Source organism: Pseudohongiella sp. SYSU M77423, assembly GCF_029911965.1.
In the GTDB taxonomy this organism is placed as follows: domain Bacteria; phylum Pseudomonadota; class Gammaproteobacteria; order Pseudomonadales; family Pseudohongiellaceae; genus Pseudohongiella.
Genome location: NZ_JARYTH010000001.1, coordinates 686439 through 708128, shown reverse-complemented (window position 1 = coordinate 708128; position 21690 = coordinate 686439). Strand labels below are relative to the sequence as shown.

The following is a 21690-nucleotide window of genomic DNA, read 5'->3' as shown; positions in this document are numbered from 1 at the left end:
TCCGGACCAGTATAGCGAATACTGGTCCCAGAGGAGGGGTATTCCCATGAAAAAGCTAACAAAAGTGGATAGAATCCGTCACTCGAAGTTAATTGATGTGCCCAGGCGTTGGTCGGCACTGATGCTGTTGACCGCTGCCGCTACCATTTCAGCGTGTCAGACTTCCATGCCGGAGCAACGCAACCAGCTGGCTAATGGTGCTCAACTCGCTGGTGCCAGCTGTGGGGCATTTGGCGGCGATATTTCCAGCCCGGCTAACGCCACGGAACCCAACAGTGGTCGACAGTTCCACCTTGAATATCCCTGTGACCTGGGGCCATCCGAGCCGGTTGTACTGGTGCTGAATCTGCACGGGGCAGGCTCATACGAACAATGGCAGCGTCTCTATTTTCCGATCACCGATTACGCGCAGGACTATCGCATGGTGGTTGCCACACCTACCGCTCTGACGGCGGAACCGATTCGTGTCTGGCGCGAGGAGGCCGATGATCAGTACCTGCAGGACGTGTCGAGCCTGCTGATTGATGCAATCGGTGAGTCCAATGTTCGCTCTTTCTGGCTGACCGGGCACAGTCAGGGCGGTTTGACTTCCAATCGCATCGTCTGTTCTGACTATTTTAGCGATAAAGTCGACGGTTTTGTCAGCCTTGCCGGTGGACGGGTCGGCGGCCGCCATGAACTTCAGGGCTGCGATTTCTCGCACATCCACACTACTGGTGAGCTTGATACCGCCGGAGTAGCTGGTATTCCGGATACTTCACCGCTGGCCGATCGCTACAGCTGTGGACCACAAACGCGCCTTGCAGACATCGTCGATACGCAGCCAGGCAAGGTTTACGATTCCCGCACAGAGGAGAACGGCCGACCCACGCGTCCGGGCTGGGGCGGCATGCCCGGGCCAGGTGTAGCAGAGGTCCTGGTATTCCCGAATTGTGAAGACAATCGAGTGGTCGCTGATATCGTGCGTCTGGACAAGGGACACACGGAGGGACTGGAACCCCAGGTAACCCGCTACATCGCCAGAATGATGGCATCCATTCCTGGTGGTAAGCTGCGCGGGCAGTAGTCCTGGCTTCCCGCGCACACAGCTGGGCGTCCTGTGCAATCGCAGGGTGACCCGGTCGTGTCGAAAGCGTCACACAAATGCCACAGCTTGTTCACCTGCTTGTCATGCAAGCGCCTTATCGTTGCCCGGTAGCCAAATTTCTGCAGGGGAACGGATATGTATTTTTCAAAACTCACGATAAAGAAAAAACTGCTGGTCACATCAGTGTTGGTCGGGCTCGGCCTGTCAGCGCCAGTCTGGGCGCAGGATATGACATCAGCCATTCGCGGTCGCATCAGCGGCACCGATGGAGCTCCACAAGCCAACGCCACGATAGTTATTGAAGACACCCGCACGGGCGCCACGCGCACGCTGCAAACCAATGACTCTGGAACTTTCTATGCGACCAACCTGTCGGTGGGGGGTCCGTATCGTGTGACGGTAAATGGCGGCAGATCCGTTGTCGTCAACTCAATTTCCCTGGGTGATATCTACAACCTCAGTATTGATCTGGGTGCGGCGCAGGTAGAAGAAGTGCTGGTGCTGGGTCGGTCCGGCAACTTTGTGGATGTGGCTTCTGGCCCTGCAGCCACTTACTCCACATTTGACCTGGAAACATCAGTCGCCTTCGATCGTGACATCAAGGATGTGTTCATCTACGATCCGCGACTGAATCTGGACACAAACTCTGCAATTAACTGTGTCGGAAAACACCCACGTTACAACAGCATCAGTCTGGACGGTGTCAGCCAGAACGACCGTTTCGGTTTGAATGACAATGGTTACTCAACCGCAACAGGTATGCCGTTTCCCTTTGAAGGAATCGCTCAGGTTGCCGTCGAACTGGCACCTTTTGATGTCACCTATGGTGGCTTCACGGCCTGTAACATCAATGCGGTGACGCGCTCAGGAAGCAATACCTGGACGGGTACCGCTTTCTATGAGTTCAACAACCAGGATCTGCGCGGTGACTCGCTGACTGTTGACGGTGTCGAAACGAAGTACGAAAGCCAGGATTACGAAGAAGAAAAACGAGGCTTCAGTTTTGGTGGTCCCCTGATGCGTGATCGCCTGTTCTTCTACGGTGCCTACGAAGAAACCGAAGAGCCCGAGTTTATCGCACAGGGTTTCTCCGGTTCAGGCAATGGCGTTGAGCGACCCTGGCTGAGTCAGACAGACTTTAATCGAATTTCTGACATTGCGTCGCGCATCTACGACTACGACGCTGGCGGCATGCCCGCTGATGGCGCGCAGACCGAAGAGAAATACATGTTGAGGCTGGACTGGAACATCAGCGAGCAGCACGATGCGTCAGTGATTTACAACTTCTATGACGGTATTGAAGATCGCGCCTCAGACTCAGACAGCAACGAGTTTGAGTTTGCCAATCACTTCTATCGCAAGGGTGCCGAGTCAGAGACTCTGACGTTTAAACTGGCTTCGCAGTGGACCAGCGAGCTCTCTACCGATCTGTTTGTCAGTCGCAATACAATGGACGACTCTCAGGTCACGGTGGGGCCGCAGGATTTTGCCGAAGTTCAGATTTACATGGGTAGCAACACCGTCTATCTGGGTGCGGACGATTCGCGACAGGCCAACAACCTGAACACCGAGTCGGACTTCATGAAGTTCACGGCTGAGTACCTGTGGCAGGATCACGTCATTACCGCTGGTTATGAGCGTGAAGACCTGTCCATCTTCAATCAGTTTGTCCAGCATGCACGCGGCGGTGAATACCGGTTTGAAGACCTTTCGGCCAATAACCCGGCTTTCTGTGCGGGGCTGACAGCAACAGGCCGACAGAGCAATCCTGCCTGCGGTCTTACCGGCATCGATCACTTCGAACTGGGTATCCCGACAGACATATACTACGGTAGTGGCGGTGGTACCAACAACGCCGACGATGCCGCCGCAAGTTTCAGCAATGTACTGAACACTCTGTACATTCAGGACGAGTGGCGCCTTGACGAATACGCCCTGACACTGGTTGGTGGTTTGCGCTACGACTGGTTCACCAGCGACGACCGTCCTGCATTTAACCAGGCCTTTACTACACTCAATGGTGGTCTGCGCAACGATGCCAATGTCGATGGCCTTGACCTGTTGATGCCACGTATCGGTTTTACCTGGGAAGCCATGGATAACCTGACCATGCGAGGTGGTTTTGGCCTCTACTCGGGCGGTAATCCAAACGTGTGGCTGTCCAATGCCTGGAGTAACGATGGGATCTCCAACGTTCAGGTTCGCGACCGCAACAACAATAATCAGTCAATCCTGACTGACTATCAGTTGAGTGGCAATCAGCGCCCCGGCTACGATGTGCCGCAGGCATTGAAGGATCAGGTCGCCGCGACAACCGCAGCGAATGCCTCCAACAGCTTCCTGGTGCTGATCGATCCGGATTACGAACAGCCTTCAGAATGGAAATTTGCACTGGGTGCAACTTACACGCTGCCTACCGGCATGATTCTGGAAGGTGATTACCTGTACTCCGTGCAAAATGATCCAGCCTACTATGTGGATGTTGCACAGGATGTGACCGGAACTACGGATGCCGGCCAGCCCATCTACAGCAACGTTCGTGGCCAGAGCAACTTCATGTTGACCAACTCAGGTGAGTCACCGAAGAGCCATTCCCTGTCACTGCTGGCCAAGCAGACTCACGACTGGGGCCTCGACTGGACCTTCGGCTATGCATACACCCAGGCAGAAGACGTAAGCCCGATGACCTCGGCAGTGGCGAGTTCAAACTTCTCCAACCTGGCGCTGTATGATGTCAACAATCCAGTTTCTGGCACATCGAACTATGAATCGCCGCACCGTTTCACAGCGCGTGTGAGTTACGGTCGCGAGTTCCTGGCTGGCTATGAAACCCGTGTTACCGCGCAGTGGTTCCGCGCCAAAGGCCAGCCACAAAGCTGGGTGATGAGCAGCCGAGGACTGGAAGGTTCCAACAGCAGCAACCGTCGCCACCTGTTGTACGTACCAGGACCAAACGACTCCAACGTAATTGCTGGTCCAAACTTCGACGTCCAGGCATTTTCGGACTTTGTTGCCGCTTACGGCCTGGAGCAGGGTTTTGTGACGCGGAACGATCAGTACTCGCGCTGGACCTCACGCATGGATCTGCGTCTGGATCAGGAGCTGCCAGCCTTCTTTGATGGCGCCAAGGCCCGACTGTACGTCAAGGTCTACAATTTCCTTAACATGATCAACGACGAGTGGGGACATCAGTATGATGCGCAGTTCTTCTCGCCAGACGTTGTGACCCAGTCAGTGAATGCGCAGGGGCAATACGTGTTCGAGCGCTTCAACAATCTGTCGGTCAGCGACCTGCAGGAGACACAATCACTGTGGCAGGTACGATTGGGTGTGCAGCTGGAGTTCTGATCCTGTTGCAGTAAGACTGGCGGGATGAAACGAGCAAGCGGGCCGACAGGGAATGTTGGCCCGTTTTTTTTTGGACAGTAACAGACCGAATGTGTAAAGCTGTCAGCCTGATCAAACGCTTAAGTTCACGTCAGGCGGGTGCAATGATGAATAACAAGAAATATAAAGCGGTTGCAGTAGTACTTTTGACTCTGCTCGGAGTCAGTTCGGGCCTGTCTGGTGCCCAGACCAGCGCAGGGCCGATACCGACTGAAGGTGATCCCGAGGACTTTATAGGACACAGTGAACCCCTGCGAGTTGTCCATATTCTGGATGAGCCGCGGCACCGAACGGTGTTTAAGGGCGAGAGATTCACGCTGCTTGATGTCCAGATCAATCCGGGCGATACCACGCTGCCACATACCCACGATGGTCCGATTCTTTACACATTCATCAGCAATGGCCAGGGTTACCTGGACGGCCGTCTGTCCAGCATCACCCGATATCTGGACGAAGCCTACACGCACCGTGTTACCAATGCCGGTCCCGGTCTGTTCAGGATCATTGCGTTGGCCAGTTTCGGCCCCGGGCTGAGCGAGCCGTCTGATGATCTGCCAACAGGTCTTGAGGCATCCGATATCGAACTGGAAAATCCGTGGTTCCGCGCCTGGCGGCTTACGTTTGAACCTGGCGCCCGGCACACAATAATTTCACACACCAATCCAGCCTTTGTGGTGCAGGTGTCGCCGGCCGGCGCATTGCATGTGAAACGGCAGGACGGGGTGATTCATGAGCTTGATGCAGCTGGCGACTGGGCGGCACCGATGCAGGCTTACGAACTGCTCAACCCCGGATCCGAGCCGGTGACGCTGGTGATCAAAGAGGCGCGGCAGTAACTGATCAGCTCAGTGTCAGTACCACTGGGCAGTGATCAGAACCGTACACCTCATTCAGTATCTCGGCGCTCTTGATACGTTGTTGCATGGCTTTGGAAACCAGAAAATAGTCCAGACGCCAGCCCACGTTTCTGGCGCGTGCACCACCACGCATGCTCCACCAGCTGTACTTGACGGTGTCGGGGTGCAGATAACGGAAGCTGTCGATAAAGCCGGCGTCGATCAGGCTGTTCATACCATCGATTTCACGCTGGGTATAACCCGCGCTTTTGTTGTAGTTCGCATCCGGCCGGGCGATGTCTATGGGTTTATGACACACATTCAGATCGCCACAGATAATGACGGGTTTGTGTTTTTCCAGCGACAGCACATAGTCGCGAAAATCCCGATCCCATTTCTCCCTGTAATCAAGGCGTTTAAGTTCGCTGCCAGAATTGGGTGTGTAAACCGTGACCAGGAAAAAGTCCTGATACTCGGCGCAAATTACACGTCCTTCCTGATCGTGCTCCTCAAGTCCTGTGCCAGGTGTGACAGATTCGGGCTTGCTGCGACTCAATACGGCCGTACCTGAATACCCGGGACGGACCGCCGAGCTTGTGTAAACGTGATAACCATCAAGCTCGGAAATAGCTGCAAGCACCTGTTCGTCCTGTGCCTTGGTTTCCTGTATACACAGTACATCTGGCTGCATGTCCGCCACCGCCTGCAGGAAGTCTTTCTTCACTGCTGCGCGGATGCCGTTGACGTTCCAGGAAATCAGTTTCATTGCGGTTCGACTCCATGCCGGTGAATATTGACTGGTGAAGATTAGAACATATCAAATTGAGTGGGGGTACCGGCGTTCTCACTTTGTCTGGCCGCAGGTACTGAAGTCGGGCGTCTGAACAGGCTGCAGTCGAGGCGACCAAAGTCAGCAGTGCGTCTTTCGGACAGACGGGTTTTGGCGATGATGGCGGCGTAACGTTTTGCTATCAGCTCTGCCCACAAGCCCTCGCCGCGCATACGGCTGCCGAATGTGGCGTCATACTCCTTGCCGCCGCGCATGTCGCGAATACGGTTCATAACGCGCTCAGCGCGGTCGGGCAGGTGTGCCTGCAGCCATTGTTGAAACAGCTCATTCAGCTCCCAGGGCAGCCGCAGGATGATGTATCCCGCGCTGCTGGCGCCGGCGTCGGCTGCTGCCTGAATAATCCGCTCCAGATCCTGATCGGTCACGAATGGAATGACAGGCGCCACATTGACGCCAACCGGAATGCCTGCCCTGGCCAGACGCTCAATAGTGGCCAGGCGTCTTGTCGGTGAAGCCGCGCGTGGTTCCAGAGTTCTGGCAATGTCGTGATCCAGTGTTGTAATTGTGATGGTGGTGGCAACCAGATTTTGGCTTGCCATGTCGGCCAGCAGGTCCATGTCCCGTTCTATCATCGCGGACTTGGTAATGATGCCAACAGCCTGGCGGCACTCGTGCAGGACCTCCAGTACCTGGCGGGTTATGCCCAGCTTTTTCTCACAGGGCTGGTAGGCGTCCGTATTGACGCCCAGCGCAATCGGTTCGGTTTGCCAGCCGGGCGCTGCCAGCTCACGGCGCAGCAGCTCGGCCGCGTTCACTTTGGCGAACAGGCGTGTTTCAAAATCCAGACCGGGCGACAACTCCAGATAACTGTGTGTAGGCCTTGCAAAGCAGTATATGCAGCCGTGTTCACAGCCGCGATAAGGATTCAGCGATACATGAAAGGGCAGGTCTGGTGACCGGTTTCGAGTAAGAATGGTTTTGGCCTGCTCGTGCGTAACAATAGTGCTGGGCCGACCTTCGCGGTCTTCATCGTCATCGCGCGGCCAGCCGTCATCAAAGGCTTCCAGCTGTTGAGTCTCGAAGCGCCCCTGTGGATTGGATACGGCACCACGGCCCTTGATCATTTCGGAGGTGTATTTCATGATACTTAATCTGATACTGTATATAAGCACAGTATTTGAATGTCACAGGAATGTCCAGCGCTGCACTACAGGTCAGCCGCGCGAATATGCTATAACGACGCATCCGTGTTCCACCTACGAGAGACTCGCAGAAACCGTATGACCATGAACATCACCATCAACCAGGACGGCGTCGAACAGATTGCCCTGGGCAGCTACACCCGTCAGGCCTACCTGAACTACTCCATGTACGTGATCAATGACCGGGCGCTGCCGCATATCGGCGATGGTCTCAAGCCAGTGCAGCGACGCATCATTTACGCCATGTCCGAGCTCGGGCTTAAGGCATCTGCCAAGTTCAAGAAGTCAGCGCGAACGATTGGTGATGTGATCGGTAAGTTTCACCCGCACGGTGATTCGGCCTGCTACGAGGCCATGGTGCTGATGGCCCAGCCATTCAGCTATCGCTACCCGCTGGTGGATGGGCAGGGCAACTGGGGCTCGCCGGATGATCCTAAGTCTTTTGCGGCAATGCGTTATACAGAGTCGCGCCTGCAGAAATATGCCGAGCTGCTGCTGTCCGAACTGGGGCAGGGCACGGTTGAATGGAAACCCAACTTCGACGGCACGCTGGATGAGCCGGCCATGTTGCCAGCCCGCGTGCCCAATGTATTGTTGAATGGTGGTAGTGGTATCGCGGTAGGTATGGCCACTGATATTCCACCCCACAACCTGCGCGAAGTGGTCAGTGCCTGTATTCGCCTGCTGGACGAACCAAAGACCGGGCTGAACGAACTGATGGAGCACGTCAAAGGCCCTGACTTTCCGACGGAAGCAGAGATCGTCACCCCGGCAGAAGATCTGCGAACACTTTATGAAACAGGGCGCGGCTCTCTGAAGGCACGCGCTGTCTATCGAGTGGAAGACGGTGACGTCGTCATCACCGCGCTACCCTACCAGGTATCCGGTGCCAAGGTGCTGGAACAGATTGCGGCGCAGATGCAAAAGAAAAAACTGCCGATGGTCGTCGATCTGCGCGATGAGTCGGATCATGAAAACCCGACACGCATTGTAATCGTACCGCGCTCCAACAGAGTCAACGCAGACGAGCTGATGTTGCATCTGTTTGCAACGACGGATCTGGAAAAAAGCTACCGCGTCAACTTCAATATGATTGGCACCGACGGCAAGCCGCAGGTCAAGGATCTGCGCACTGTGCTGTCAGAGTGGCTGGTATTCCGCACGGAAACAGTCAGACGCCGTCTGCAGTATCGCCTGCAGAAAGTGCTGGATCGCCTGCATATCCTGGAAGGTTTGCTGACGGCATTTCTGAATATTGATGAGGTCATTCACATCATCCGCACCGAGGACAAACCGAAGCCGGTGTTGATGGAGCGTTTCGCACTGACTGATACCCAGGCTGAAGCCATTCTGGAACTGAAACTGCGACATCTGGCCAAGCTGGAAGAAATGAAAATTCGCGGCGAGCAGGACGAGCTGGCCAAAGAGCGTGAAACGCTGGAAGCGCTGCTGGGCTCTGACCGCAAATTAAAAACACTGATTAAAAAAGAGCTGACCGCGGATGCTGAAGAATACGGCGACGACAGACGTTCGCCGCTGGTGCAGCGCTCAGAAGCACAGGCCTTCAGCGAGGTCGAACTGATTTCCTCGGAGCCGGTGACAGTCGTTCTTTCCAAACATGGCTGGGTGCGATCGGCCAAGGGCCATGAGGTGGACCCGGAAGCACTTCAGTACAAATCGGGCGATGGATTTAAGGCGGCCGCGAAAGGCAAGAGTAATCAGTCAGCGGTGTTTATCGACTCTACCGGTCGCGCCTACAGCCTGCAAACGCATACCTTGCCGTCGGCGCGTGGGCAGGGCGAACCTTTAACGGGACGCCTGGCGCCTCCATCGGGTGCGGCATTTGAAGGCGTATTACTGGCGGATGACAAGCAGCCAGTCCTGATGGCCAGTGATGCCGGTTACGGTTTTATTGCCAGTGTGGGCGACCTGCAGGGCAAGAACAAGGCCGGCAAGTCAGTGCTGTCATTGCCCAAAGGTGCCAGGGTTTTGCCGCCAGTGCTGGTCTCCAATCCTGAAACTGATCTGTTGGTAGCCGTCACCAATGAAGGTCGCATGCTGTGCTTCCCGGTTGCCGAGCTACCGGTGCTGGCGCGTGGCAAGGGCAACAAGATCATTGGTATTCCATCAGGGCGGGTTGCTGACCGGCTGGAGTTTGTTGTGTCAATGACCGTGCTGCCGGCAGACGGCTCGATTACAGTCTACGCTGGCCGACGACACCACAACCTGAAAGCGTCTGACCTGGAGCATTATCGTGGTGAGCGCGGTCGCCGTGGCAACAAACTGCCTAGAGGCTTTCAGAATGTGGATCGGGTTGAGGCAGGCTGATCCGTTGCTCCTGGAACAGCCCGAACTCCAGTAAGTCACTGGGCTGTTGCAGGCAATTGCCCTGCACAAAGTTGATGTTGGCCTGCCACAACAGTGGCAGCAACTCGACATCTTCTACCATGGGCGCGATGACGCGAATGCCCTGCGCATGCAAATGGCGAATGACTTCCTGCAAGCGTTCGCGTTGCTCAAGGTCGATGTCGATCTGTTGCCAGAGTGAACGGTCCAGTTTTACAAAGTCCACTGGCAATTGACCCAGCAGGCGGAACGGATCGAGGCTGCAGCCAAAATGCGATAGCGACAGTTCAAAGCCCAGCTCACGCAGGCGTTGACAGAAAAGCCGGACCTGATCCGGTGAGCCCATCACGTCCATTTCGCTGAACTGCAGAATAAGACTCTTGGCGCTTTGCTCCTGTCTTTTTAGCTCTTGTGCCAGCCACACCGCAAAGGTCTGGCTGAGCAGCGTGTTGGATGTCAGGTTGACGGTCAGACACAGCTGCGGGTTTTTCTGGTTGTTCAGTGTTCGCAGAGCATGACTGATGACATAACGGTCAAGGCGCTCACCATAACCATGCTGGTTGGCGATCTGCAAAAACTCGTTGGGGTAAATCATCCGGTCGGCGATGGGAACGCGGATGCGTACCTCATAGAACTCCTTGGGATCGGTGCGCAGGCTGACAGTGGGTTGATACACCAGCAACAGGTTTTCATCGCGCAGGGACTGCCGCAAGGGCGTGAGCACGTCGATCGAAACTGGCCCGTTTGTATAAACCTGGTGCTGGCGAATAATCTGGTGCTGGCGGGCCCGAATAAGGAGAGTCTCGGCGTCTGGCGCTTCATCAGTGACCATGGCGGCGCCGCTTCTGAAACTCAGCGACAGCCCCTGGGGTGCCATCGCCTGCAGCGCCGTCTCCAGGGTATCCAGCCGCATCAGCGTTGACTGGCAGGCCTCAGTATCAGCATCCGGCAGTAACACGGCAAAATCGCCGTCATCCAGTCTGCCAAGTATGGCGGGTTCCGGGCACTTGGAAGCCAGCACAGAGGCGATATCGCGCAGCAGAATATGTGTGTCGGTTTTGCCAAGCACTACGGAGATTTCGGCGAGTTGTGGCGCCGTCATCAGAATCAGTGCACTGCTACGGCCCTGATAGACGGCACTGCTGATGGCCTGGTTGATGACCTTGTGAAAGCCGCGATCATTCAACAGCCCACTTTGCAGATCCTGGCTCATCGCCTCGCGGACGGCGTTCTGATGTGTGGCATTGCCGAGTGCTGCCTGCACCATCAATTGCAGAGACTGTTCCCCATTGACGCTGATAGATGCGGAGTCCAGCGCGGTCAGAATCTCACTGCCGTCGCGCCGGATGGCCATGAACTCGCAGCGCTGCATACCATTGTTAAATGGCTGTCTCATGAAGGCTCGCACGCGGTCCGCGTCTTCGTCTGCGACCAGATCCAGAAACGGTGTGGCATGCAGCTCGGTATGATTGCGAAACCCAAAATAGGAAAGCCAGGCGTTATTGGCATACTGGTGCAGGCCACCCTGCAGTGTCGCCACCGCGTCGGTGGTGTGATCAGTAAACAGCTGCAGCCGCTGGTGCAGCTCTCGGATACTGCTGCTGGCCCGGCGGAATTGCCGGCGCAGGTTAAGGTGTTCCAGCTCGCGTTTTATCTGGTAAACAAACTGCACCTGGCCGGTGGGCGTCTCAAGCTGTGTTTCATTGATCAGCGCGGCAGCGCCCAGACTCAACATCGAAAGCCAGCGCGACGGTGAACGGCAGATCAACAGGCAGGGAATATCGCGCCGGGACGACTGCAGCTGGCGCAATAGCAGCTCGCAGTTTTGCCCAGGGCTGTCGGTGAACAGCAGAATCAGGTCGTGCGAATCACAGCCGGGAACGTCGTCAGGCAAATGGCCGGTCGTCAGCTCTTTGGCGCGAAACTGAATGCCAGCGCGTCGCAGCAGATTCAGGACCGCCTGCGATCGCGGACCCGCGCTATGGTTGATCAGAATCTGGTACGTGTTGGAATCCATATCGCTCATACTGCTATTGTAGTCCGGTCTTGGAGCTGGCGCCGGGAACCTCGCGCACCAGCCTGGGTACCAGATATCCTGGCAGTTTTTCCTTCAATTCAGCCATAAGTTGCAAGGCGTACGTCTCGCTGACATCAAAATGTGCGACTCCCTGCACGCGGTCCAGTACGTGCAGGTAGTACGGCATTACCTGAGCATCCATCAAACGCTCGCTCAGGTCAATCAGCGCAGCTGCACTGTCATTAACGCCTTTCAACAGCACGCTCTGGTTGAGCAGCGTGACACCTGCCCGCCTGAGATTCTGCAGGGCTTCAGTCACTTCCGCGTCAATTTCATTGGCGTGATTGACGTGTATCACCATCACTTTCTGCAGTCGACAGTCTGACAGCCAGGCCAGCAGCTCATCATTCACCCGCGCAGGAATCATCACCGGTGTACGGGTATGTATACGTAATCGGCCGATATGGGGTATTTCTGAAATACGATTTGTCAGCCAGGCAAGATATTTATCACTGGCAGCCAGTGGATCGCCGCCACTGTAGATGACCTCATGAATCTCTGGCTGTCCGGCCAGCCACTCAAGACTCTGCTCCCAGGCCTGACGACCGGGTGTATTTTCCTCGTAGGGGAAGTGCCGCCGAAAGCAGTAACGGCAATGAACCGCACAATGGGGCGCGACCAGGGCCAGCACGCGGCCATGATATTTGTGAAGAATGCCGGGCTGAGGGTTGAAATCGGACTCTGAAAGTGGATCGAAGTCGAATCCGGGGGTATCATCCCCTTCTTTGTCGCTGGGCAGCACTTGCAGCAGCAATGGATCGCTGGGATTTCCAGCCTGCATCCGTGCTGCAAAAGAGCGCGGCACCCTCAGCGGGAATTGTTTCAACACCTGGGCCGAAACCGACAGCTGAGAGGCGTCCAGATTCAGGGTTCGCAACAGTTCATCAGGATCGGTAATCACGTCTGACAACTGCTGCTGCCAGGATCCGGCGGTTGATGCGATCAACATGTTAATCAGTTTTCCTGCGCTGGTATCTCGATAAAAAGCGTATCTCGGTAAACAAGGTCGGCCATGGTAAACCGAAGGCAGATGTTTACAGAAGTATTATTTAAGAGAGGTTACAGATGGCAAGTTTTTCTACCAACGAAATCAAACCCGGCATGAAAGTGCTGCTCGATGGCGACCCCTGTGCCATCGTAGACAATGAGTATGTGAAACCCGGTAAAGGGCAGGCCTTCAACCGCATAAAGCTGCGCAATTTGATGAACGGCCGGGTCTGGGAGCGTACATTCAAGTCGGGTGATTCGCTGGAAGCCGCCGATGTGCTGGAAACCGACATGAGTTACCTGTACACCGACGGTGAGTTCTGGCACTTCATGAAAACTGACGGCAGCTTTGAGCAGTTCCCGGCCGACAAGGCGGCGATGAGTGATGCGCTGGACTGGCTGAAAGAAGAAGAGAGTTACGTGGTAACGCTGTTCAATGGCAATCCCATCAATGTCATGCCACCAAATTTCGTTGAACTGGAAGTTGTCGATACAGATCCCGGTATCAAGGGCGACACTGCGCAGGGCGGCAGCAAACCAGCGACTCTGAGTTCAGGCGCTGTGGTGAAAGTCCCCCTGTTTGTGAACATCGGCGATGTACTGCGTGTTGACACCAGAACACGTGAATATCAGAACCGGGTGCGCTGATTGATGTCAGCTTCATGGCGGCCTACAGCGTCGCTTGATCTGCTGCGACAGCGGGCTTCACTGCTGAACTGTATCAGGGCTTTTTTTGCGCAGCGGCAGGTGCTGGAAGTGGAAACGCCGCTGTTGTCGCAGGCCACCGTGACTGATCTGCACCTGGACAGCATGGTAGTTGAGTTGCATGACTCAAAGCGCCGGTTTCTGCAGACCTCTCCCGAGTTCGCCATGAAACGTCTGCTTGCCGCGGGCAGTGGACCGATTTATCAGATATGCAAGGCGTTTCGGCGCGATGAGGCAGGGCAGCGGCATAACCCTGAGTTCACCATGCTGGAATGGTATCGGCCCGGTTTTGACGACCAGCTATTGATGGCTGAGATAGAGGCGCTGGTGTGCACCTGTGCTGAGCAGTCTGACAACGGATCGTCCGATTGGGCGGTATCTGGATTTGAGCGAATCAGCTATCGTGATCTGTTTCTATCACGGCTGGATATTGATCCATTTGCCGCCAGTGATCAGCAACTGATCGACCTGGCCCGACAGCAGACTGCCAGCGACCATCTGACACTGTCTCGCGATGATGCATTGAACCTGCTGATGGCTGTTGTCATAGAACCAGCGCTGCAGGCGCCGGTATTTGTAACGGATTTTCCTGCCAGTCAGGCTTCGCTGGCTGCAACTGAGCTGACTGATGATGGGCATCGGGTTGCCAGGCGATTCGAGCTGTTCATTCGAGGTATGGAGATTGCCAATGGTTACCTTGAGCTAACGGATGCTCAGGAGCAGGCACGCCGCTTTGCTGCGGATAATCAGCGTCGCGAGCAGGGTGGTCTGCCTGTGCAGCCGGTAGATGAATTCCTGCTCGCGGCGCTTGCCTCAGGTTTGCCGGATTGTGCCGGCGTGGCGCTCGGTTTTGATCGTCTTCTGATGCTGATAAGTGACCGTCAGCGCATAGCCGAAGTCATCAGTTTTGACGACAACAATGCATGAGCCCGCGAGCTCATGATAGGCTCTCAGTGCACAGCAGCATTATGGAGATACAACAGTAGATGAACCCTTCCGAACAGGAGCAGTATGGTCCCCAGCTGCTGCAGATCAAACGGGCGCGCAGTCGCCTGATGGTGTGTTTTTTAACGTTTCCGCTGTACGTCGTTGGTGTTACCCAACTGCTGAACAATGGCCAGGATATCACCTGGCTGATGCTGGTCTACATGGCCATCTATGCCGTGTTTGGTATAGGCATGTCGTCCCGGCGTTGCCCGCGGTGTAACCAGCACTTTTTTGTGAAGCACTACTTTCTGAATCCGTTCCGGCGTAACTGCGCACACTGCGGGCTATCTTTTGTTGCGAATACCGGGGAACCTCAATAGCGGCTTATTGCCGGTCGCTTCATTCCGTAGTTAACCATCCCATAATCTGGACGATCCGGTCATTGATCGGGTAACGGCCCGTGGTCCAGCCCAGCCGGACAACAACGAGATCCTGCGAGGGCAGCACAGTTACCGATTGCTCGCGATTGCCATTGGCCGCGTAGGCGTCTGGCGGCAGATCCGGCCAGCGCTGGTCGGCATTGCCGCGATTAAGCCAGAACTGATAACCGTAGGCGCGGTTGTTGCGCGAGCTGTTGGGTGATGTCGCCCGTTCCACCCAGTCTTCACTGACGATACGATGTCCATTGAGGACGCCGCCATTGAGCATCAACTGACCGATTCGCGCCCAGTCTCGCGCTGATGCGTAGAAATACGAGCTCCCGACCAGAACGCCTGCAGCATCTGGTTCGAAAACAGTGTGCTGAAAACTCAAAGGCGTTGCGATGTGTTCCCGGTAGTCAGCCAGACTGTCAGCCAGCGTTGCCCCAGTGTGATTAAAATAAACACGGGAAAGTATGTTTGCTGTTCCTGAGCTGTAGTTGAACTGCGTGCCTGGGCGCTGCGCGACGGGGCGGCTGATGGCGTAATCGGAACCGGAGGCCTCGGTGAACAGCATGGCAGTTGCGTCGTCGCCAGGATTGTAGGCCTCCGAAAAAGCCAGACCATCGGTCATCGTCAACAGGTCTGTCAGTTCGATATTGGCGCGCTCGTCATCAGCCCACTGTTCAACCACCGGAGTTGTGGTCGGATCCAGCAGTCCCCGGTATTCAAGATTGCCCAGCATGATGGCCATCAGGCTTTTGGCCATTGACCAGCCCAGCAGTGGCGTTTCGGCATCCGCCTCGCCAGCGTAGGACTCAGCGATGATCTGACCATTGTGCACAATCAGCAGTGCGCGTGTGTCCAGGCCCTCTGTGTTGTCAGCTGCGATCATAGCGTCGAGCTGCGACTGTATGGCGGAGTCGATCGTTTCTACTCGCGTGCCGTGCGGCCAGCGGCTGCTGAAAACAGGCATCGGGATTCTTTCTTCAGCAGCGTAGTCTGCCCGTTGCTCGAAGCCCTCGTAGTCGGCGTAGCAGCCGATGCCATCAACATGGGTGGCTGTGGTTGTGGCAAGGCCAAGGAAAGAGGTGGTGACGCGCTCATTGCTGTCATCAAACTCTACGCTCAGATAGTCCAGCAGCGGTGAGTACTTAACGAGATCATCCAGCGCCTGCTGTTGACTGAAACCGCTGACATAGCGTCCGCTGCAAAGCAGTTTGGCACCAATTCCTGATGCAACGCCCGGCGCGCTGGCCACATAAGCGGGAGTAATGCCATTGGCAAAGGCAATGCTGAGCACCGCGACGATGGCCACAGTGACTATTATTTTTTTCATAAAAACTCACATGTGATGGCAAAAATGAGACGCCGCTCACGATTATGTCACAAAGAAATTGGCGGGGGCCATGTCAATATTCTAGACTGCAGCGACTAGTGGACATCCGCAAGGACTGCCGATGATAGATGCTCGACGGGCGCGGGATCTGATCACGTTGCTCGAGCAAACAGCGTCCGCTTATCCGACGTTGGCGTTATACAACTTTATAGCCGCAATGCCAGGCGCGGTGCAGGCGATGACCGGCAGTGATCTGCTGCACCGTGCTCAACTTCTCGCTGGCAGCCTTCAGGCTGTGTCCGGGCGACGTCGACACGTGGTGTTGATGTATACCAATGACGAGTTGCGCGAGCTGGTTGAGGCATTGTTCGCTGTAATCCTGTCGGGCCATGTGCCGGTGCTGGTGAGGGCCAATCTGCCTGCCGATCGGCACAGCCTGCTCTCAACCATCACCACGCTGGAACCTGCCGTGGTGCTGGTTTCCGAGCAGCGATTGCGAACGCTGGCCGACTTGCTTGCTCATCACCGCCTGCCCTTAACCCCCCATGTGGCTGCACTATCGACTCTGAAGCGCGGCCCCTGGCAGCGCCCTGCATTGAATGGCAGTCATGTCGCTCTCAAACTGCCCGCCAAAACAGGAGTGCGCTCCGGAGCTGAGTCCAGTTCCGCAGCCGGATTCAAGGCCTACACGCATGCCGATGTGTTGAACTCGCTTCGACACCTTGATAAAGCCATGGCTCTTCGGGACGACGACAGGTTGTTTGCCTGGCAGGCCATGAACGGCATTCGGCCCCTTCTCCTGCATGTCCTGATGCCCGTTTACGCGGCACTGCCAAGCTATCTTGGCATGGCTGCCGGGGTGCCAGTGACCCCTGAACGCTGGTGGTCGGCGATCAATCAGTATGGCTGCACGGTGGCCGGAAGCTACACCACGTCACTGTTGTCCGGGAAAGATTCGTCCGTTGTGGTGGCTGGTGGCAAAAGTACATTGCGTTTGTATTATGAAAGTGACCGTCTCGCAAACCCGGTCCTGCTTAAGCGGATGATGGCGTGCTTTCGTCGCCAGCAAATACAGCCGCCGAAGCTCTGTTTTCTTTATGAGCCTGCGCTGTTCGATGGCGTCATTCTGGCCAGGCAGGACATCAGCACCATAAGCATTGCAGGTCGCAGGCTGCTTGGTGTCGGTGGCGAATCGGGCTCACATCGCTGGAATCTGCAGCGCTTGCCAGAAGGCATCGCCCGAAATCTGGTGCCTGTTACAGGCGATGCCTGTCTGGTCAGCTGGACGCGTGCCGGCGCTGGAAAAGCGGTCCGGCAGACGCCAGTGCAGGACATTGTCGTGGTGCGAAATGACACGCTGTATATTCTTGGGCAGTTCGACAACCTGATTCAGTGTGGCAGTCAGCTTGTTTGCGCTGAGCATCTGGAAGCGCTGATCACGCAACACTTCCTGAAGCGTCATATCAGCCATTGCATGGCGATTGGCGGGAATCACCGCCAGGAGATTGTGCTGATGGTGGAATGTGCCCGCAAGGCGCCGGCCGAAACCTGGCGGGGCCTGGTGCCGGACATTGTAAAGCTGATGGCGGAGGTACTGGGACTGCCGGCACCGAGGGTTTTGCTGTTGCGACCGGGCAGTCTGCCCAAGACGGATGCTGGCACATTGCAACGAGCGCGCTGCCGGGAACTGTTTCAGTCTGGAGCAATCATGACGCGGCTGCAGCCAGTGAGGGGCAAAGCCTGAACTCAGCTGCCGCGCTGGCCAAACAGGGCCGTGCCGATGCGGATGATTGTGGCGCCCTCCGCGATGGCGGCTGGGAAGTCTCCACTCATGCCGATGGACAGTGTGTCCATCGTTGCATAACGTGTGCGCAACTCGTCGAATAGTTCTTTGAGAGGGCGAAACGTCTGACGCTGCTGCTCGTAGTCAGAACTGACAGCTGGAATCGCCATCAGGCCTCTGAGAACCAGCCGGTCCATCCGGCTGATCTCCTGACAAAGTGCTGCTGTCTCCGCGAGTGAGACGCCTGACTTGGTATCTTCATCTGACAGGTTCACCTGAACGCAGACGTTTAATGCTGCCTTGTTGGCAGGGCGCTGCTCGTCAAGCCGGCGGGCGATTTTGACACGATCAACGCTGTGCACCCAGTCAAATGCCCCGGCTATATCCCGGGTCTTGTTGGACTGTACCGGACCGATGAAATGCCAGTTTATTGCCAGGGAGTCAGCCTGAGGTCCAGCCATAGCGGTGGACGAAACAGATTCCGGCGTTAGCGCAGTAATTTTTTCCAGCGCTTCCTGCACGTAGTTCTCACCAAAGTCACGTGCGCCGGCATGCCAGGCTTCGCGTATCCGGTCTACGCCATGCGTTTTGCTGACCGCCAGCAACAAGATGCTGGCGGGGTCGCGACCGACCTTGAGGGCTTCGTCGCGTAATTGCTGCAGCAAATGCTGGTAGCGGCTGGCAACCGATGAGTCGTTCTGTGTGTTTGCTGTCATGCCGTGAATAATACCACGCCTTGCAACACTTGATTAACGGGCCAGCTGAGACCGTTCCTGCTCCGGCTGCAAAGGGCCATTCACCATCAGGGAATCCAGTATCTGGTCAATGCTGGTCGCACTTGATGTAGCCGTCTGGTAGGTGGCTCCGGCCGCGTCAGTACTGATTGTCATTTCGGCGACGTTCAGCCACTCGTTGTTGGCTCGACAGACCACGCCCTCGCGCTGTTGTTGCGGGCTTTCAAGCAGGTAGTGTCGACACAGGCGCGCACCAGCATCTTCAAAGCTAAAACTGATTTGCAGCTGCTGATTACCGGGCAGGCTGACAGACTCGCCACTTGCGGCGCTGCTGATTGCTGCCAGAAATTCTGCCTGGCTGCCAGGCTGGGTCTGTGCGATATCTGTCTGCATGCCATTGGATGAGCTGCCACTGCCGAGCAGATAACCGCCAGCCAGCCCCGCAGCCAGAACCAGACAGGCTGCTTTGGCAAGATGTTGTTGAGCGTTGTCTGACAGTGTCTGGATGGATTTGCGCCACGCAGACATCTGAACGACATTGTCGGTCGAAGTGGTCTGCGTGTCCTGCAGCATGGCGAGAACCGATGCCGGCATCGGGGTGTCGTCAATCAGCCTTGCGTGACGTCGCACCAGCTCATCAGCCTGTTTCAGTTGCGCCAGCCGCGCTGCCAGCTCTTTGTTCGCTGCAAGCTGCTGCTCCACCTCGCGCTTCTCGGCGGGGGACAATTCGCCATCAATAAAGGCAGACAGTGTTTCGTCGGTTATCGTCATGGTTTCGACTCCGTAAGCCGATTGCTCGGGCGGACTGTGAAAAAAAAACATCTCAATTCGTTAATTGCAGCGAGCTGGCGAGTCGTGCGCGTGCCCGGGATAGCCTGCTCATCACGGTGCCGATCGGAATTTCAAGTTCGTCGGCGACCTGTTGGTAAGGAAGGCCCTGAATGGCCACCATGGTCAATACTGTCTGCTGGTCTTCAGGCAGATGCTTGATAGCTGCCATGACACGCTCCAGTTCCATCTGCGAGTGGACATCGCTCTCACCATCCACCTGACCGGCTTCGTAAACTTCGGGCTCAACATCCACATTGCGTCGAATTTTGCGGGACCGGTATTCATCGATCCACAGATTCCGGCAGACGGTAAATGCCCATCGCGCCAGCTCAACGCCGTCGGGCACACCTTTCTTCAGCAGCCTTTCGACAGTTGCCTGCAGCAGATCGTCCGCATCATGCACGGACTGGGTCAGTGACCAGGCAAAGCGTCTCAGCGCTGGCAATAGCTCCAACAGCTCAGCTTTCATGGGGCTTGTTTTTCTCCTTCCTTGTGTCGATAACGAACAATCGTGTAGTTTATTCCGCCTGTAATCCAATTCCGAGCATATCATGTTGTTCCAGGCTCACCGTTATTTCTTTAAGCGTGTCAGAACCATTGGTCTGGCGGCCCTGATCGCCATGCAGCTGGGCGCCTGTGTACCGCTGACGGCCGTGGTTGATGAGGCCCAGCAGGCCTATGAGCGACTTCGGGACCACAACGTGGTAGCTGCCAGGGAACGCAGGGAGCAGGAAGAAAGTGAGCGCTTACAATCTGGCTCAGGCGGTGGAGCAAATGAGAGCGTCGGCCAGAATGCTCAGACAGCACCCTCGCGTGGTCGGGCAGCAACAACATCTGATGCCTCTGCCGCCGTCAGCGGAGACATCATGCGGCGGGTTCAACAGGGTCAGATCGAGGTGGCCAGTGCCGGTTTAACCACGCAGCCGTTTGTTGGGCCGGTCCGCCGCGCGGCGCCAGACACTGAGGGAGCGCCGCGACCTTTGCAGGGACCGCCCAGAAATCCCGTTGGTCTGATTCCGCCTCTACCGGTCAGGCTGCAATTACCCGTTAGCGGCGGTGAACCTCTGGCGGAAATTGAAGTGGCGCCCAACGTGCGCGCCATCGAGCGGCAGTGGGTCATGGTCGTGAATCCCGAGCAGCGCATCCAGCTGGAGATCCAGGCGCCTGTGGTCCTGCAGTTCATGATCAGGGAGCATGAACTCAATGCCATGAACCGGGATGTACTGGTATTTGATGTGCCGGCAGAGCTTGATGCTGATGATGCCATTTTGCAACTGTTGCCAGATAGCCTGCGACCATTAATGGATCGCAATCATGTATATCAGGCACAGGCTGGTCCCGTGCCAGCGCGCGGCAGCAGTGTGTCCCTGCCAGTGCCGCTGGCCGCTATCTGTCAGGCACCGGTCTCTATAGGCATTATTGATTCTGCCGTAGACAACAATCATCCGGCACTGGCATACCGGGGACGTCAGGCACCTGTAGTCAGCCGCAGTTTTATCGAAGAGGGGCTCAGCAGTCCGCCCGCGCATGGCACCTCAATCGCAGGTGTACTGATAGGCCAGGGTGATGATCTGGCACCTGTGGTGCCGAATGCCACTCTTTATAGTGCGGCGGTTGTATACAGCCAGGATAACTATCGTCAGGGGGCCAGCGCCTCCAGCATCATGCAGGCACTTGACTGGTTGGCAGGTGAGTCAGCCGTCAGCGTTATCAACCTCAGTCTTACCGGTCCGGCCAATCGAGTCCTGGAGCAGGGCGTCAATATTGCCGCCGACCAGGGCAAGGTACTGGTTGCCGCTGCCGGCAATAACGGACCCTTTGCGCCAGAGCAATATCCATCGGCCTATGACCCGGTTGTTGCAGTGACTGCCGTAGCCGTTGATCGCAGCATCTATCGTTGGGCGAACCAGGGTAACCATGTGGAATTTGCCGCACTGGGTGTGCAGCTGCCAACAGCAGGAAATGACGGACGGCTGACACGCCAGTCTGGCACCTCTCTGGCGGCTCCAATTGTAGCGGCCTTTTTCGCCTGTGAGCTGTCGCGCAATGGAGGCAGTATAGCTTTGGCCCGGGAAACCCTGCAGGCCCTGGCCGAAGACCTCGGCGACATCGGACGTGATGCTGTATTTGGATATGGCCTGTTACATCCCTGGCCAATACCCCAACGCTAATGTGGAACGGTGCAGGCGATTAAGCATACCGGCCGCAGAGCCGCTATAAAGACCTTAGCAGGCGACTGA

Annotated in this window: 17 protein-coding genes; 9 read left to right on the top strand and 8 right to left on the bottom strand. The window is 56.2% G+C overall.

All coding sequences use genetic code 11. From position 1 onward, the window contains the following. Window positions 1–46 precede the first annotated feature (46 nt). The 3 genes from QGM61_RS03030 to QGM61_RS03020 all read left to right on the top strand — a co-directional run bounded on the left by QGM61_RS03030 (window position 47) and on the right by QGM61_RS03020 (window position 5310). Window positions 47–1066, top strand: a complete 1020-nt coding sequence (locus QGM61_RS03030; RefSeq protein ID WP_281131864.1) for a hypothetical protein — start codon at window positions 47–49, stop codon at window positions 1064–1066. A gap of 156 nt (window positions 1067–1222) precedes the next feature. Then, window positions 1223–4435, top strand: coding sequence for a TonB-dependent receptor (locus tag QGM61_RS03025; RefSeq protein ID WP_281131862.1), 3213 nt, complete (start codon window positions 1223–1225; stop codon window positions 4433–4435). 143 nt (window positions 4436–4578) lie between these two features. Continuing rightward, window positions 4579–5310: a hypothetical protein gene (locus tag QGM61_RS03020; RefSeq protein WP_281131861.1), complete on the top strand. Its 732-nt coding sequence runs from the start codon at window positions 4579–4581 to the stop codon at window positions 5308–5310. 4 nt (window positions 5311–5314) lie between these two features. Here the strand turns inward: QGM61_RS03020 and QGM61_RS03015 are convergent, their stop codons facing one another. After that, on the bottom strand, window positions 5315–6076 hold the full coding sequence (locus tag QGM61_RS03015; protein WP_281131860.1) for an exodeoxyribonuclease III: 762 nt from the start codon (window positions 6074–6076) through the stop codon (window positions 5315–5317). Between the two features lie 41 nt (window positions 6077–6117). Further along, window positions 6118–7242 (bottom strand): PA0069 family radical SAM protein, encoded by a 1125-nt coding sequence (locus QGM61_RS03010; RefSeq protein WP_281131858.1) that lies wholly within the window; start codon window positions 7240–7242, stop codon window positions 6118–6120. 138 nt (window positions 7243–7380) lie between these two features. Between QGM61_RS03010 and parC the strand changes: the two genes are divergently transcribed. Further along, on the top strand, window positions 7381–9630 hold the full coding sequence (parC, locus tag QGM61_RS03005) for a DNA topoisomerase IV subunit A (protein WP_281131856.1): 2250 nt from the start codon (window positions 7381–7383) through the stop codon (window positions 9628–9630). Here parC and QGM61_RS03000 read toward each other — a convergent pair. Further along, window positions 9590–11674 carry an EAL domain-containing protein gene (locus QGM61_RS03000; RefSeq protein ID WP_237132881.1) on the bottom strand — a complete coding sequence of 695 codons (2085 nt, stop codon included), beginning with the start codon at window positions 11672–11674 and terminating at the stop codon, window positions 9590–9592. The genes parC and QGM61_RS03000 overlap by 41 nt on opposite strands. A 4-nt stretch (window positions 11675–11678) precedes the next feature. Continuing rightward, window positions 11679–12674 (bottom strand): EF-P beta-lysylation protein EpmB, encoded by a 996-nt coding sequence (gene epmB / locus QGM61_RS02995; RefSeq protein WP_237132882.1) that lies wholly within the window; start codon window positions 12672–12674, stop codon window positions 11679–11681. A 116-nt stretch (window positions 12675–12790) separates the two neighbouring features. Between epmB and efp the strand changes: the two genes are divergently transcribed. From efp to QGM61_RS02980, 3 genes are read left to right on the top strand one after another with little or no spacing between them, the layout of a single operon-like run. Beyond that, on the top strand, window positions 12791–13360 hold the full coding sequence (efp, locus tag QGM61_RS02990) for an elongation factor P (protein ID WP_237132883.1): 570 nt from the start codon (window positions 12791–12793) through the stop codon (window positions 13358–13360). Window positions 13361–13363: 3 nt separating this feature from the next. Next, on the top strand, window positions 13364–14344 hold the full coding sequence (gene epmA, locus QGM61_RS02985) for an EF-P lysine aminoacylase EpmA (RefSeq protein ID WP_281131855.1): 981 nt from the start codon (window positions 13364–13366) through the stop codon (window positions 14342–14344). 59 nt (window positions 14345–14403) lie between these two features. After that, complete coding sequence (locus QGM61_RS02980) at window positions 14404–14724, top strand: hypothetical protein (protein ID WP_237132885.1); 321 nt, start codon at window positions 14404–14406, stop codon at window positions 14722–14724. A gap of 19 nt (window positions 14725–14743) precedes the next feature. On the opposite strand, the gene QGM61_RS02975 is transcribed toward QGM61_RS02980, so the two are convergent. Further along, complete coding sequence (locus tag QGM61_RS02975) at window positions 14744–16102, bottom strand: serine hydrolase domain-containing protein (protein ID WP_281131854.1); 1359 nt, start codon at window positions 16100–16102, stop codon at window positions 14744–14746. A gap of 121 nt (window positions 16103–16223) precedes the next feature. Here QGM61_RS02975 and QGM61_RS02970 point away from each other — a divergent pair, with 121 nt between their 5' ends. Continuing rightward, window positions 16224–17846: a hypothetical protein gene (locus QGM61_RS02970; protein WP_281131853.1), complete on the top strand. Its 1623-nt coding sequence runs from the start codon at window positions 16224–16226 to the stop codon at window positions 17844–17846. Between the two features lie 2 nt (window positions 17847–17848). Here QGM61_RS02970 and QGM61_RS02965 read toward each other — a convergent pair whose 3' ends face one another. Genes QGM61_RS02965 through QGM61_RS02955 form a run of 3 tightly spaced genes read right to left on the bottom strand, consistent with a single transcriptional unit; the run spans window position 17849 to window position 19919 of the window. Beyond that, window positions 17849–18601 carry a YggS family pyridoxal phosphate-dependent enzyme gene (locus tag QGM61_RS02965; protein WP_281131852.1) on the bottom strand — a complete coding sequence of 251 codons (753 nt, stop codon included), beginning with the start codon at window positions 18599–18601 and terminating at the stop codon, window positions 17849–17851. A gap of 33 nt (window positions 18602–18634) precedes the next feature. After that, on the bottom strand, window positions 18635–19390 hold the full coding sequence (locus QGM61_RS02960; RefSeq protein ID WP_281131851.1) for an anti-sigma factor family protein: 756 nt from the start codon (window positions 19388–19390) through the stop codon (window positions 18635–18637). A 52-nt stretch (window positions 19391–19442) separates the two neighbouring features. After that, window positions 19443–19919 (bottom strand): RNA polymerase sigma factor, encoded by a 477-nt coding sequence (locus QGM61_RS02955; RefSeq protein WP_237132890.1) that lies wholly within the window; start codon window positions 19917–19919, stop codon window positions 19443–19445. Between the two features lie 82 nt (window positions 19920–20001). On the opposite strand from QGM61_RS02955, the gene QGM61_RS02950 reads away from it, so the two are divergent. Next, on the top strand, window positions 20002–21621 hold the full coding sequence (locus QGM61_RS02950; RefSeq protein WP_281131850.1) for a S8 family serine peptidase: 1620 nt from the start codon (window positions 20002–20004) through the stop codon (window positions 21619–21621). Window positions 21622–21690: the final 69 nt, after the last annotated feature.

What these genes read in the sequence shown, in the direction of transcription:
- QGM61_RS03030 (WP_281131864.1), top strand. Translation starts at nt 47, where the DNA reads ATGAAAAAGCTAACAAAAGTGGATAGAATCCGTCACTCGAAGTTAATT.
- QGM61_RS03025 (WP_281131862.1), top strand. Translation starts at nt 1,223, where the DNA reads ATGTATTTTTCAAAACTCACGATAAAGAAAAAACTGCTGGTCACATCA.
- QGM61_RS03020 (WP_281131861.1), top strand. Translation starts at nt 4,579, where the DNA reads ATGATGAATAACAAGAAATATAAAGCGGTTGCAGTAGTACTTTTGACT.
- QGM61_RS03015 (WP_281131860.1), bottom strand. Translation starts at nt 6,076, where the DNA reads ATGAAACTGATTTCCTGGAACGTCAACGGCATCCGCGCAGCAGTGAAG.
- QGM61_RS03010 (WP_281131858.1), bottom strand. Translation starts at nt 7,242, where the DNA reads ATGAAATACACCTCCGAAATGATCAAGGGCCGTGGTGCCGTATCCAAT.
- parC (WP_281131856.1), top strand. Translation starts at nt 7,381, where the DNA reads ATGACCATGAACATCACCATCAACCAGGACGGCGTCGAACAGATTGCC.
- QGM61_RS03000 (WP_237132881.1), bottom strand. Translation starts at nt 11,674, where the DNA reads ATGAGCGATATGGATTCCAACACGTACCAGATTCTGATCAACCATAGC.
- epmB (WP_237132882.1), bottom strand. Translation starts at nt 12,674, where the DNA reads ATGTTGATCGCATCAACCGCCGGATCCTGGCAGCAGCAGTTGTCAGAC.
- efp (WP_237132883.1), top strand. Translation starts at nt 12,791, where the DNA reads ATGGCAAGTTTTTCTACCAACGAAATCAAACCCGGCATGAAAGTGCTG.
- epmA (WP_281131855.1), top strand. Translation starts at nt 13,364, where the DNA reads ATGTCAGCTTCATGGCGGCCTACAGCGTCGCTTGATCTGCTGCGACAG.
- QGM61_RS02980 (WP_237132885.1), top strand. Translation starts at nt 14,404, where the DNA reads ATGAACCCTTCCGAACAGGAGCAGTATGGTCCCCAGCTGCTGCAGATC.
- QGM61_RS02975 (WP_281131854.1), bottom strand. Translation starts at nt 16,102, where the DNA reads ATGAAAAAAATAATAGTCACTGTGGCCATCGTCGCGGTGCTCAGCATT.
- QGM61_RS02970 (WP_281131853.1), top strand. Translation starts at nt 16,224, where the DNA reads ATGATAGATGCTCGACGGGCGCGGGATCTGATCACGTTGCTCGAGCAA.
- QGM61_RS02965 (WP_281131852.1), bottom strand. Translation starts at nt 18,601, where the DNA reads ATGACAGCAAACACACAGAACGACTCATCGGTTGCCAGCCGCTACCAG.
- QGM61_RS02960 (WP_281131851.1), bottom strand. Translation starts at nt 19,390, where the DNA reads ATGACGATAACCGACGAAACACTGTCTGCCTTTATTGATGGCGAATTG.
- QGM61_RS02955 (WP_237132890.1), bottom strand. Translation starts at nt 19,919, where the DNA reads ATGAAAGCTGAGCTGTTGGAGCTATTGCCAGCGCTGAGACGCTTTGCC.
- QGM61_RS02950 (WP_281131850.1), top strand. Translation starts at nt 20,002, where the DNA reads ATGTTGTTCCAGGCTCACCGTTATTTCTTTAAGCGTGTCAGAACCATT.